Raw genomic sequence first — 14,031 nt, 5'->3', positions numbered from 1 at the left:
AGGCGCGGGTCAGATCTCCTTGGAATCAAGCCAACGGAAGGAAACGATGTCGAAACGACGCCCGAAGGTCTTGTTGACCGATACGGTGGCAGCGGAAGGCAGCACCTCCGGGGCATCCTTCGGGTCCACATAGGCGGGCATGCGCTGAACCACCGCCTCGCACCAGGCTCGCGCAGCCACCTTGCCATCCGAGGTACGGGATTCACCATAGGCGCGGATGCGGAAGGTATCGCCGCGAACGGTCATGACGGGAGCCAGCGCGCTGATTAGATCGCCCTGGGTGATGGTGGCGGGGGAACCGGCCGAGGTGTAGCCCTGGCGGGCCTCCGGATTCACCAGTCCGGTCATGGTGCCGGCCGATGTCATGGTCCTGGCGTCCGTGGCGTTGTAGGAGTCGTTCACGCCCGAGTCATCGATGGCCTGCTGGAGCACACCGGCCACCGAGCCCGGATCATTGCTCGCCAACCGACGGTTGACGAACTCGCCGAGGGTGAGGAATGGGGCCTTGTCCTTCGCGCCGCGCTCGCGGATGCGGGTGACGATGGCGGTGGCCAGCGACTTGATCTGATCATCCGTCAACGAGCGGAAACCGGCCCAGCGGCGCGCGCCCTGCACATCAATGGAACTGTTCGCATTGATGTCCTCGGCGGCGCCGGAAATCGGCAGCGTGAAGCGCGGGAAACCGGTCTTGTCCTTGGTGGTCATGTCCATGCCCGCCCATCCAGCGATGGAGGCATCGCGCATCGAGGAAATGAAGGCAATCCAGGCGGGCACCGAGTCCGAGTTCACATTGAAGGCACCGCGCACGCCGATGCTCGCAGCGATCTTCTTCGCCAGCGTGCCATCGGCGGTGCCGTCGAGCTGCTTGGCGAGTTCGGTCGGATCGGTGGTGGTCGAGACGAGCGGGGTGAAGCGGCGGTTGAGAAGCTGCTTGTCTCCCTTCAGGAATCCGGTGAGCAGGGAAAGGCGTGTGCCGCTGTTTACCAGCCCGCCATTGAACGTTCCTGCGGTGGAGAAGAAGAAGCGGTCCCACAACGCGTCATTGATGCAATACGAATGATCGTAGTAGTTCGAGGATGCGCTGGGAGAACGATAGACCGCGGCATTGGCCGGAACCAGCGGATGCGCCCGCGAATTGCCGATGGGGTGGGTCGTGCGCGGCAGGACCGATCCCGGAATCACATTCGAAGCCACCAGATCGCCGAGGCTGACGGCAGGCATGACCGGCACGCGGAACATCGGCACATTCGACACGCCGCGGTTGGCGGTGGTGCTGGCGCCATAGAAACCGCGGTTCGATCCGGGATCGATTTCGATGCCGGGGAAAGTGTTGAAGTCGGTGACTTCATTGAGCGTGAGATCGTAGGAATCGAGCGCGTTTGACACCTTGTTGGTATCCTGCACCGGGCCTTCGACCACCGGGTGGTTGTGTACCCAGGGCCGCGCGTTGTCATTCGGATCGGCGGTGGTCTTCGCCGCCATGGTGAAGATGGCGAAGGGAGTCTTGCCCCCCACCCCCATGTCGCCCGGTGCCTGGATGAGGTCACCCGCCTTGAACAAGCGGTCGATCACCGGCTTGACGCCATTGAGCGAAAGCTCCGAGGCAGGGTCCTTCAACTTGAAGCTGTAGGAACGCAACAGCGTGTCGTTCGCAGGATCGAGCTCGCCACCGGAGGGAGGAGTGCCCTGCATGAGATCCACTTGGAAATCCGGGTCGCTGGAGCCGGAAGTGGCCAGAGGATGTCCGGCCTCCGCACGCACGGAGAAGGTCTCATCCTTCTTGATCACCACCCAGCCGGTATTCCTGCCCTTGGTGTCCCACGGATAGTTGGTGGAAGACGGACGATCGTAGGTGGAGGCAAGGTGGTCGGTCTGGAAACCGGCGCGCGGGTCCCATCCGGGAATGGTTTCCACACCCAGCTTGTTGCCGGTGCGGGGATCAATCTTGCCGAAGTTGCGGTTCGTATCGAAATCGAAGAACGTGTAAACGTTGTACTGGCCTGCGGTTTCGATCGCCCAGTTCCATTTCGGTTCGACCCAGGCGCTGAAGACCTTCACCTCGCCCGGTGCTAGGCGGATCGGTTGTCCGGGCGTACCGTCTTTTGCATCGCGGAGCAGCAGGGTGAAACTCTTGCGAGCCTTGTCATCCTTCTCCGTATTGATGGTGAAACGGCTCAGGGGCTGCAAACCACCGGCGAAGCCGCTGCGCAGCCACTCGCCGTTTTTCTTGAAGCCGAACAGAATCGGCGCGTCCCAGATGCGGAGGCGGAGCTGCGGCAGATCGAGCGCGACATCATACGGATTGTAGAGTGTGACGACCGGATCATAGACGAGATGGGGTGCGTAGTAGTTCTGGTTCCCCTGCGGCTGGCCGGAGGTGTTGTAGTAATCCACACGGTCGTTGATGTGGCAGTAGTGGGTGACCGCCGAATACATGATCTGGAACTTCGAGATCACGGGCAACAGGCGCTCGACGGGCGGCGACTTCACGGTGCCCACCGCAGTGCCGGTCAGGGCGGCCTTGCCGACATCCACGCCGCTGGAAAGCGTCTTGGCATCGGAGTATTTGAACAGCGGTTGGCCGGAGTCCGCTCCGCTGAGACGGCTGTCCCTGTAAAGCTGGTAGTGATTGCGCAGGTAGTCCCACGTGGGTCCACTGTCGGTGGCGGTGTTCGCATTGGCATTGCTGCCGGGTCCCACGGAGCCGTAAGGACCATTGGAACCGAGCACGGAAACGAAGTTCACCTTCGATTGATCCGCTTCAAAGAGAGTGGTGAGGTCGGCACGGAGGCCGCCTTCGGAAACATTGGTCAGCAGGCCCAGCGAATCGGTGGTCACGTCTTCCTGCAGTGCGAGCACTTCCTTGCTGCCACCGGAGGCAGGCACCGCGGTGGCCACGGAAACCAGCTTCCGGGGTTCGCCGATCTGATCCGGAGACAGGCCTTCCACCAGGCTCTCAGGACGGGTGCGTGGCGGAGCCGTGCGCTGGGCGATCTTCTCCCCGAGATTCGATGGAGCCGCCTTGGCGAGATTCATCGGGGCTTTCTGCGCCTCGTCCATCACAGCCCAGGCAAAGGAACCGGACTGGGAACCGATGGTGACATTGACCTTGTCCGCGCGGAGACCTGCACCGTTTTCAGCCGCCTCGGAGCGGGCACCCACCGTTTGCGGATTGATGAGCCAGACTGGATTCGTAAATTCCGCAGCCGGATACGCCGGATCGAGGCGCCGCTGCTCCGTGGGGGCGGAAACCAGCCAACCTTTGAATTTGCCAGCCTTCTCTTTGTAGTCCGGGCTGCCGAAGGCAACCTTCCAGTGCCAGCTTTCCCACGAACCGAGAGTGTTCTTCTCACCCTTCTGTCCATTCACGGCGGAAGAACGGGCGCTGATGCGCTGGTCCGGCCCCATCTGCTTCTGGAGTTCGCCGATGGCCATCATCAGCGCAAGACGGCTGTTGGCGCGGGCTTCCTGACGGGCAAGCTCGGCGGAACTGGTGCGGAGCGTGACGGTGGAAAGGCCCAGCAGACCCAACGCGAGCACGCTGATGAGCACCATCATCATCAGCACCACGATCAGCGCGAAGCCACGCTGCCATTTTACTAATGACCGGTGACGTTTATCATGAGTCGGGTTCATGGGCGTCTGGGCGGATGCATTTACAACTGATACTCGGACAATGGACCGGACTCCGGACGACAAGGATTGGGGCGAGTCAGGCCACTACGATGAGTTGACCTTACCCCGTCTTTTGGAGGCCGCTTGTATCGAAGGGTTCGATTTGTGTATCATTCCGCCGACCAACCGTCGAAAACGTTCATTTATCAAAGGTTTTCCACCTATTTCCGAACGCCCTTCTATCGAAAACCCTCAATCGAAATCGCTCGGAATGATGATATTCCGAGCACGGGAACACGCGGCACGACCCTCACGCGGCTGACGCTTTTCCTCACCGTTCCTTGACGCGCAAGCCTCTGCCATCATGGCGAATGTGCATACATCCGGCGTCCTCTCGCTGGATGATCGATACGAATCGGGAACACTCGAACGATGAAGAGGAAGCACACGCTGATCGGTGCGGAATCCGCGAACACCGCCGGATGTGGAACCGATGGGACGAATGACTTTCCTTCTGAAAATATTTTTCGAGCCGCAAAACGGGGGCTGGTTTTCAGGAAGCCAACAATCACCCGTGTTCCCGGGAGGAATGGAGGATCTGACATCAGGACGCAATCCGGTGGAAGCTTCCGTCCCTCCATCCATCGTCCCGCAACCACGGGACAAATGGCGTGAAACACCGTCATGCGTGTGGTGTTACTCCCTGCCGATACGCAATCGGTTCCGATCATGAAACTGCTCTCCTGCATCACCTTCCTCCTGCTCTCGCTGGTCGTCGCACGCGCCGATCTTCCAACGCTTTGGATCATCGGCGACTCCACCGTCCACAACACCGGCAAGAACGGCGGGTTGGTCCTGCGCGGATGGGGTGATGAGATCCCGGCTTTCTTCGATCCTGCCAAGGTGCGCGTGGTGAACAAGGCCATGGGTGGCCGCAGCAGCCTGACCTTCCTCACGGAAAAGCGCTGGGACGAAGTGCTCGCGGGCCTCAAGCCCGGCGACCGCGTGCTGATCCAGTTCGGTCATAACGACGTCGGCTCACCCGGCGAAAAGAGCCGTTTCCGCGGAACCCTGAAGGGCACCGGCGAGGAAACACGGGATGTGACCAAGCCGGATGGTACGACGGAAGCCGTACATACCTACGGCTGGTACCTGCGGAACTACATCACCACCGCGAAGGCGAAGGGCGCGGAGGTCACGGTCTGCTCCCCCATCCCTCACAAGAAGTGGGATAATGGCACCTTCGCCCCGGACTTCGTGGACTATGGCAAGTGGGCGCTCGAAAGTGCGGATACGGCGGGCGCGACCTTCATCGATCTCACGAACATCATCCGTGCGGCCTATCAGAAAGACGGAGAGGAAAAGGTGGCCACCTACTACGCGGACGAGCGCACCCACACGACCACCGATGGTGCGAAACGCAACGCCGGCTCCGTGATCTCCGGCCTCAAGGCCCTGCCCGGCTCACCATTCGATGCATGGCTGAGTGAGGAGGGCAGGGCGGTCGAGACATGGAAGCCCGTTGCAGCACCTGTCCAGCCGTGACTCCGGCCGCAGGTTCCAATCCCGCATCACTTCCCGTCTTGCCCGCGAGGGGTGGATTCCGCAGGGTGGGGCAGCTTTTCCAATCCCTTCCGGCATCATGTCCCATCCCACCGATCCTTTCTCCGTATCAGGCGCGAAACGCGTCGTCGTCATCGGCCACCCTGCCCACGAGCTCGCCATCTACGGGCTGTTGCAACGTCATCAACCGCACGTGGTGGTGATCACGGACGGTGGCGGGCCGGAGCGCGAACGACAATCCCGCGAGGGCTTGGAACGCATCGGCCTTCTCGAAAAAGCCACCTATCTCGGCTACAGCGAATCCTCCTTCTATGACGCGCTGCTCGATCGTGATGACGTGCTCTTCGCGCGGGTGACGGAAGATCTGCGCAGGGAATTGGCGCGCCTGCAACCGGACCAGGTTTTCTGCGATGCGATCGAGTTCTACAATCCCGTCCACGACATCACCCGGCCAATGGTGCTGCGGGCGTTGCAAGATCTGCCGGAGGCGACCCTCTACGAGATCCCGCTGGTCTATCAGAAACCGGCGGAAACGGAGAGCTATGAAATCCAACGTGTGCCGGAGGCTCTCGCCGACCGCCGCTTCCAATACCACCTCACCGGAGAAGAACTCGCGCACAAAACCCACGCCCGCGACCACATCTATCTCAACCTGCGCGAGCAAGCCGGGCCGGAATTCCTGGTGATCACTCCCGAGCATCTCGCACTGGAGGAGATCGCTGAGGCTTCCGGAGCTTTCCCGGAGCCGGAAGCCAGCGGACGGGTGCTCCGCTACGACTGGCGCGCGGAGCACCTGAAGCAGGAAGGTTCCATCACCCGGGCGATCACCTACCGGGAGCACTTCCTGCCGGCCGTGGACGCGCTGCTCGCCGGAGCACCCGCGTGAAGGTGGCGCTCTACACCGGCTGGTTGGCTCCGCAGGATGCCACCGGTCACTCGGTGCTGGCGATGCATGAGGCGCTGCTGGCCCGTGGTGCGGAAAGCCTGATTTACTGTGACCGCAGTAGCATCCAGCGACCGGAAGTCCGTGTGATGAACGGTGCCCGTTCCCACTTCCGCGAATGGAGAAGGTGGCGGGACACGGACGTGCATCTGTTCCACTTCGGCGCGTCCTACGATCTTTTCAACCTGCTGCCGTGGATTCCACGGGGAGCCCGCCGCATGGTCTATTTCCACGGACTGACACCGCGCGCGCTGGTACCCGAGGCGGATCGAGGATGGGTGGATCATTCGCGCCGCAAGTTCCGTATCGCGGATCGTGCCGATGTCGTGCTGCATGCCACCGGCTATTCGAAGGACCTGGCACTCTCGATGGGAGTCACCCGACCGGACTATATCCCGCTGCCCCTTCCGGTGGATCTGCCGGAGGTTCCCCGCCCAGCCCGCCGCGCGGATGGAGTCTTCCGGCTTCTCCATGTGGGGCGCCTCGTGGCGAACAAAGGGCTGTTGGAAATCGTCCGGGCATTGCATTTGCTCGAAACATCCGGCTGCCGCGATTGGGAACTGGAGGTGGTTCACAATCCTCTGTCCGCAAATGCCATCTACGAGACGCAGGTGCGGGAATTTCTCGCAGCCTCCGGACTGACAAAGCGGGTCCGCTTCACCGGACCACCGGCTTCCAGATTGGACCTGGCGGAACGCTATGCCTCGGCCGATTTGACGGTACTCGCCACACGGCACGAAACCTACTGCCTGCCGCTGCTGGAATCACTCCGCTGCGGAACCCCGGTGGTGGCCTGCGCGGCGGGGGCCATTCCGGAGAGCGCCGCAGGTCTCGCCCTGCTGGTGCCGCCGGACGACATCACCGCGCTGGCTGCCGCCATCGCACGCGCGCGCGATGCGTGGCCGCGGATGAGTTGTGATGAATTTGGTACGATGGATGCCGTGGATTTCCACACCTCCTGTCGGGCGCTCCTCAAGGATCGCACCAGTGAGGTTTTTGGCGAGCGGCTGCGGGCGATTCTGACGAACAGGCGGGGCTAACCGTGCCCCGCAATCCGCCATCCACATCCCGCAACGGTGCGCGGGCGGGCGATCGCGGAACGTGTTTCCCTTGCGACCGATGAAAGGACTCATCTTCCGCCACTACAACACCGGCCATCGGTTCGAGCGTCAGACCGCCATCCTCCTTCACCACCTGATCCACTTGGGCCCCTGCCGGCTCCGGCTGCATCGCTACGGCAGGCTTGAAGAAACGCCCGTGCAATGCGGTCTCTTCATCGCCGAAGGCATGGAACTCCACGACGTTGCCAGCGGACTCGCGGTCGTGCCCGACCAACTGCCACTGGCCTATCTGCTGCCGCCCACCGGGATGGAGGAACCGCTTCTTCGTTTGACTGATACCGCAGGCGGCTGGATGGCGGATCTCATCCTGTCCCGGCTTGCGTGGGAGTCGGAAGTACTGCGTCACCTGGTGGAAACACTCCATCCCGCGCCTGTCGATGCGGAAACGATCCGGTCGCGTCACACGACCGGATCACTCATCCAGGCAGCCTGATGAAACCGGCCCGCGATTATTTCGCACCAGTCAGGAATGCCAGCAGATCCTTCAGTTCGTCCGGATTCAGACGGTTGATCAGCGCACCCGGCATCGGGGAGATGCTGGAACGCTCCATCGAAGTGATCTCATCCTTCGGCACCTCCACCGTCTGGGTGGTATCGAAGGGATTCGTGCCGACGATCACCTTTCCATTCTCCTCCTTCAGCATCCGCCCGAACAGCGAGCTGCCGTCCTTCCTGGTGATCGTGCTGTAGGCGAACTGGTCGGAAACCACCGCGCTGGGATTGATGATCGCATCCGCGATGTCACGCGGCTTGAAACGTCCGCCGAGCGTGGTGAGATCCGGACCCACGTCACCACCTTCTCCATTGAAAGCGTGACAAGCGGCGCAAAGCGAGGCCTTGAACATGTTCCTGCCATTCTCCTTGTCCCGTCCGGACAAGCCACCGGCAGCAAGTGCCGCGACTTCATCCACGGTCCAGTCCTTGCCCGGACCTTTCACCGGAGGCAGGTTCGCCATCGGATTGGCCGCGGCATGCGCGGGCTTTTCAAACCTGACACGCTCTTCCGGAGTTGCATTGGCGAGTGCCTGCTTCCGCAGTTCCGCCACGAATCCGCCATAGCTCGCGCCGCCGCTGCCGGAGGCCAGACGGTCCACCCACGAGAAGAATCGCTCGCGTTCGCCCGCACCCCACGGGCCCTTCACCGCGCGGAGGCAATAGACGTAATGCAGCACCTGCGCGGGCGGCAGGTTCTTGAGCATCTCGAGAATCGGCTTGCCATAGCCGGAATTGCGGGCGGCGATTTCCGTCCATGCCGGCGGCTTGCCCGGACCGGCGAGATCCATCGCCGTCAAAGTGCGGCCGACGATGCCCGGTGCCTGGAGGTAGCACAGCAGGCGACACAGTTCCCGGTCCACCATCTCATCCCCGGTCGGGAAGGACTTGTCGATTTTCGCGAGCACCTTCTGGCGCTCTTCCACCTGTGGTTCGCCGCCACGGATGAATTCCAGATCGCAGGCGCGGAGCCAGTTGATGCGCTGGAGGCTGGAGAGCTTGCTCCAATCGAGGCGGTCCAGGGCGGACAGCGCGCGGGCGCGGTCTTCCTTCGTCGAAACGCGGGCCAGTCCGATCGAGGCTCCGATCACGCGCCACGCATCCTTCTCGGCATCCAAACGTGGAGCCCATGATGCGGGCGGCAGTTTCTCCAAAGCGGTGCGCGCCAGGAAACGCTCGGTGCGTTCGCTGGAGCCGAGCTTTTCCCACAACGAGTTGATCGCGGCCGGAGTGGGCTTGTCGATCGCGGACTTGAACGCCGCCAAGGGGTCCGCCTCACGGCCGATCTTCACCGGCGCGGTGCTCGCGCTGCCGGTGTAGGTCACCTTCCACATCGCGGAGCCGGTCTTGCGGCCGCCGGTGAGCAGATACATCGCTCCATCATCACCGATCACCGCGTCCGTGAACGGCAGGCCGGTGCCGGTGATGAATTCCTCACTGGTTGCCTTGTAGGAAGTACCCTGTGGTTCCAGATGGATGGCGCGCACCGTAGCGAAGGTCCAATCCAGCGTGTACAAAGCCCGCTGGTAAGCCTCCGGAAACTTCGCTCCACGCCCCGCGACGACACCGGTGGGCGAGCCGGGTCCGAAGTCCACAAGCGAACCATAGTTGTCCTCATACTCCACCGGCCACTTGCCGCTGCCGTTGCGCCAGCCGTATTCGCCGCCGGGAAGAATCTCGCACAGGCGGGTCGGGCGGTACCACGGGGTACCGAAGTCCCACTCCATGTCCGAGTCGTAGCCGAAGAGATCGCCACGGTCATTGAAAGCAATGTCGTAGGTATTGCGGAAGCCGCTCGCGTACAGCTCCCATGAGCCACCATCCGGCTTGAACCGGGCGATCCAGCCGCCGGGGGCCATTTGATTCGGATCATGGCCGCGCGGATCGGTGCAGCGGGTCAGCAACTGGTCTTCCTGCCACACTTTGGCCGGCTGATAACCATCCATTCCGGGGAGGTCGGTGAAATTCCCGCAAGTCACGTAGATCCACTGCCCATCCGGAGAAGGCACCATCTGGTGCGGGCCGTGCTCGCCACGTCCCTTGAACTCCTTCACCAGCACCGGCTCGGAGAACTGGTCGCCCTGCGGCTTCACCATCCACACGCCGCTCTTCATCGGCGCCTCATTGATGGAGACATAGAGCACTCCCTGGAACCACAACAGGCCGTGGGCACCGCTGATTTTCACCTCCAGCTTCTCCACCTTCGGAGCAGCCCCCGCCTCCACGCGATAAAGGCCGCCGTATTGGTCGGAGCAAATGAACCTTCCCTTGTCGTCCTTGGTGATGGCCACCCAGGAACCCTGTCCTCCGGGCACCTCGTAGATCCGTTCGATTTTGAAATCCTTCGGCACATGGATGCCAGAGGCGGGATCGGGGTCCGCGAACACGGAACCGGCGAACAATAGGGGCAAGAGCAATGAACGAGACATCATCGGAGCAGATACGGACACAAAATCATACAATTTCAGACATTTTTCCACATCCCACCAGCCTCCTCAAGGAACGGAAAACACAAGGGCCCGAATCCGGGATAGCATTCGGATTCGGGCCCTTGGTTAAATCACATTCCCCCCAAAGTGTCTTCGGCGGCTTTCCGGGCTTGCTCCCCCCGGATCGACCTCGGAAGGCCATCGTCAGACACAAAGGAATATGCGGGAAAGGTTTCCAGCTAACCGAAGCTCGCTGTCGCCTTTCGTTGGTGATACAATGCACCTAACTTTTCAAAAAAGGAAGCATTCTCTGGTATCAAATTCGGCCAAGATGTCACAAAAACGGCCCCAATTCTCAAAATGAGGCGGTTACGACTCAAAAAAGGAAGGTGCCGCCCCCCTGTAAGCCGGATTCTGTCCATCCCCGGAGGGACTGGACGGCCATTTCTCTTCCTGTTTTCGCAGGACCCCGCTTGCGCGGGATGCGACTAATACCCGGAGATTGGCGGGCGGGCTACCCTTCCCCTGTTCTGTCTTGCACCACGCGGGGTTTGCCGTGCCCCGTCGGTTACCCTTCGGGCGGTGGGCTCTTACCCCACCGTTTCACCCTTACCTGATCCCTTGCGGGCCATCGGCGGTATGTTCTCTGCTGCACTTTCCGTCCGGAAGCCTTGACGCTTCCGTCCCCCGTTTTCACGAGGCGCGTTGCCCTATGGTGTCCGGACTTTCCTCAACCGGGCTTGCGCCCGACTGCGGCCGTCCGGGGAGCGGCGCGCGGACCGTGCCCGAAATCCTGCGGGCGTCCAAGGGAAATTCCGTGGTTCGTGGAGACCACCCCTCAGCCCGGGCGTGGCTCCATTGACAACGCCGGGACGGTACGGAGACTCTTCCCGAGAGGTCTCATCCTGCTCCGCGCTCCATGCCCAGCCGCTTTCACGCGCTCATCCCATGCATCGCCGCCCTCATCGCCGCGATGTCTGGCGCACGGGCCGTGGAGGCGCCGAGAGCGTGGATCGCGCACTCCTGGCAAACCGACGATGGCTTGCCGAGCAACGACGTGAGCAACATCGCGCAGGACGCGGATGGCTCGATCCTCGCCGCCACCCACCGCGGACTGGCCCGGCTGGATGGCAAGCGTCTCACCCAGGTGCCCACGGGTCCTGCCTCCAGTGCCGGAGAAGGCGTGGGTGGCGTCTTGTCTGCAAGGGATGGGACGTTGTGGGTGGTCACCAGCCGCGGTCTGGCCGCCCGCCGTGAGGGCGGCGACGTGGCCCTCTATTCCATCATCGGTCGCGAGCGGTTCGCCCACATGACGGCTTTTTTTGAAAGCCGCTCCGGAGACATCTGGCTGGGCTACAACGACGGTCATGCATTCCGCGTCCACGATGGCGTGATCGCCCCACCGAAAACAACAGGCGACCTCGCTCCGGATTTCGCGAACTATATCGTCGAGGATGGCTCCGGCATCATATGGGGGGTAGGTGCCGATGTTCTCGCCCGCTTTCAGGATGATGCCTTCGTTCACGAACAAGCGCTCCCGTCGGCAAAGGATAGCCAGGCATGCGGCGCGCGGAGCGGCGGAATCTGGCTGATCCAGGACGGAACCTTGTTCCGGCTGCCCGCGGACAGTGCGCTCAAGCGCATTTCGGAACTGCCCGCCGGCCCGGGCGACCGCGTGTCCTGCATGCTGGAGGACACGGCCGGGCGCGTCTGGATCGGCACCTTCGGCGACGGGCTGTTCGTCAACATCGGCCGGGATATCGTCCGTGTGGCCACTTCCAATCCGGACATCTGGTCGCTGGCGGAAGACCGCGAGGGCAATCTCTGGGCCGCGACGGGCGGCGGCGGCATCAACCGCGTGCGCCTGCGGGCCGTCTCCATGCTTTCGGAAACCGGCCTGCCGGGAGGACAGACCCCCAGGGCCATGACCTGCACGCCGGATGGTACGATATGGGTCGTACTTCAAACCGGTGGCGAACTCTACCGGCGTGACAAAGGCGGATGGAAAGCCTTCGCCGACGGGACCGCCTGGCCCGGCCGCAATGCCACCACCGTGTGCGCCACCGCCGACGGCAGTGTCTGGATCGGCACCGAGGAAGGCCGGCTGTTCCGTCACCAGGAGGGCACATTCGAGGCCATCGCACTGCCGCCGGTCCATCCCACCGAGCGCATCCGGACGTTGTTCGAAGCGCGCGATGGTTCGCTGTGGGTCGCCCGCGGCCGGACGATGCTGAATTTCAAAGACGGCGCGCTCACCTCGCATCCCTTCCCCGGCGGTCCCGAAATCGCCTCCATGGCAGAGGATTCCAGCGGCAGGCTGTGGGTAGCCGAACTCAATGGTGCCCTGTATTCCTTCCCGGCCACGGGCTTCGAAAAGCACGATCTGACGGGGAAAGGACGTGGCGTCCGCACCTTGCTCGCCACTCCGGATGGAGCGCTGTGGATCTCGCGGGTGAATGCGGGCCTGCTTCGCCTGAAGGATGGGAAGACGGGCGCGGTGACGAGCGCGCAAGGGCTGAAGGACGATGTCATCTCCCAACTGGTGCTGGACGAACGCGGCACCATCTGGGCCGCAAGCGACCGTGGGATATTCTCATGTGACTTCGAACAACTGACCGCGGTTGCGGAAGGCCGGGCGATGAATGTTTCCTGCAAGGCCTTCGGTGCCAGCGAGGCGCTTGCCAGCGTGCAGGCCAACAGCGGCTATCAGCCGAACCACTTCACCGCCCCGGATGGCCGGATCTGGATCGCCACACGGAAAGGGATCGCGATTGCGAATCCCGCCGCCACCGGCACGAACACCGTGCCTCCGCCGGTCGCCATCACCGATGTGATCGTCAATGGAACAGCCGTATCACCGCGCGGTCCTCTGGAGATTGGACCGGGCGTGGACAGCCTGCGGGCGGGTCTCGGCGTGTATTCCTTCACCGCTCCGGAGAATGCACGCGTTCTCCACCGGCTGGACGGATTGGACCGCGACTGGGTGGACAGCAGTGAAGAAAGGACGGCCAACTACAATCACCTCGCCCCCGGCCGCTACACCTTGGAAGTGATGGGTGCGAACAATGACGGTGTCACCAGTCTCCATCCCGCGCGTCTCGAAATCCTGGTGCGTCCATTCTTCTGGCAGACCCTCACCTTCAAGATCTCCATCGGCCTGGTTTGCCTCGGTCTCACCGCATGGGTGGCGCGGTGGCTTTCACTGCGCCAGGCCCGCCGTGAAATGCTCGCCGCCAAACGCCAGGCTGAACTCGAACGCGAGCGCACGCGCATCGCCCGCGACATGCACGATGAAGTGGGGGCCAGCCTCACCCGCATCTCGCTGCTCTCCGAGCTTTCCGCCAGCGGAGAACATCCATCACCGCATCTCGCGAAGCTTTCCGAAGCCTCGCGTGACGCGGTCGCCTCCTTCGACCGCATCGTGTGGGCGGTCAATCCGCGCCATGACAACCTCGCCAGCTTTCTCGACTACACCGCCGAACAGGTGGGCGAGTTGTTGCAGGCTGCGGGCATCCGCTGCCGACTGGAGTGGCCGGATCATATCGAACCACGTCCCCTGCCCGCCGATTTCCGCCATCAGGTTTTCCTGATGATCCGCGAGGCGGTGAACAATGCCACCAAGCATGCGGGCGCCACCGAGATCGCCGTGGAAATCGATCCCGCGCCGCAGATGCTCACGATCCGCATCCTCGACGATGGCCAGGGCTTCGAGACCGACAAGCTCACCGGCGATGGGCTCGGCAACATGCGAAACCGCGCGAACACGCTTCACGGCACCTGTGCGATCATCAGCGAAGCAGCCAAGGGCACCGAGATTCTTTTCAAGCTGCCGTGGCCTTGAAAAAGCCTGTTCATTGAGCCGCTCCGC

Annotated in this window: 7 protein-coding genes and 1 other RNA gene; 5 read left to right on the top strand and 3 right to left on the bottom strand. The window is 62.4% G+C overall.

Features of this window, described 5'->3' with window-relative positions; translation table 11 throughout:
• Window positions 1–9: 9 nt before the first annotated feature.
• Complete coding sequence (locus KBB96_RS02550; protein ID WP_211631941.1) at window positions 10–3,636, bottom strand: hypothetical protein; 3,627 nt, start codon at window positions 3,634–3,636, stop codon at window positions 10–12.
• Window positions 3,637–4,344: 708 nt separating this feature from the next.
• Between KBB96_RS02550 and KBB96_RS02545 the strand changes: the two genes are divergently transcribed.
• The 4 genes from KBB96_RS02545 (at window position 4,345) to KBB96_RS02530 (ending at window position 7,675) form a co-directional block, all read left to right on the top strand.
• Window positions 4,345–5,160: a rhamnogalacturonan acetylesterase gene (locus tag KBB96_RS02545; protein ID WP_211631938.1), complete on the top strand. Its 816-nt coding sequence runs from the start codon at window positions 4,345–4,347 to the stop codon at window positions 5,158–5,160.
• A gap of 97 nt (window positions 5,161–5,257) precedes the next feature.
• The gene (locus KBB96_RS02540) at window positions 5,258–6,064 is read left to right on the top strand and encodes a PIG-L deacetylase family protein (RefSeq protein WP_211631936.1); all 807 of its coding nucleotides are present in this window, start codon (window positions 5,258–5,260) and stop codon (window positions 6,062–6,064) included.
• Window positions 6,061–7,161, top strand: coding sequence for a glycosyltransferase family 4 protein (locus tag KBB96_RS02535; RefSeq protein ID WP_211631934.1), 1,101 nt, complete (start codon window positions 6,061–6,063; stop codon window positions 7,159–7,161). The genes KBB96_RS02540 and KBB96_RS02535 overlap by 4 nt, the downstream gene beginning before the upstream one ends.
• 79 nt (window positions 7,162–7,240) lie before the next feature.
• Complete coding sequence (locus tag KBB96_RS02530) at window positions 7,241–7,675, top strand: hypothetical protein (protein WP_211631932.1); 435 nt, start codon at window positions 7,241–7,243, stop codon at window positions 7,673–7,675.
• Between the two features lie 16 nt (window positions 7,676–7,691).
• On the opposite strand, the gene KBB96_RS02525 is transcribed toward KBB96_RS02530, so the two are convergent.
• Both KBB96_RS02525 and rnpB read right to left on the bottom strand, forming a co-directional pair.
• A complete protein-coding gene (locus tag KBB96_RS02525) occupies window positions 7,692–10,145 on the bottom strand; it encodes a c-type cytochrome (protein WP_211631930.1) in 2,454 nt (817 codons plus the stop codon).
• A gap of 405 nt (window positions 10,146–10,550) precedes the next feature.
• An RNA gene (rnpB, locus tag KBB96_RS02520) (RNase P RNA component class A) lies at window positions 10,551–10,935 on the bottom strand.
• A gap of 147 nt (window positions 10,936–11,082) precedes the next feature.
• Here rnpB and KBB96_RS02515 point away from each other — a divergent pair.
• Window positions 11,083–14,004, top strand: a complete 2,922-nt coding sequence (locus KBB96_RS02515) for a sensor histidine kinase (protein WP_211631928.1) — start codon at window positions 11,083–11,085, stop codon at window positions 14,002–14,004.
• Window positions 14,005–14,031 lie beyond the last annotated feature (27 nt).

The sequence above is a fragment of the Luteolibacter ambystomatis genome, assembly GCF_018137965.1.
In the GTDB taxonomy this organism is placed as follows: domain Bacteria; phylum Verrucomicrobiota; class Verrucomicrobiia; order Verrucomicrobiales; family Akkermansiaceae; genus Luteolibacter; species Luteolibacter ambystomatis.
The sequence above is the reverse complement of the archived record's forward strand: the minus strand, read 5'-3'. Positions and strand labels throughout refer to the sequence as shown.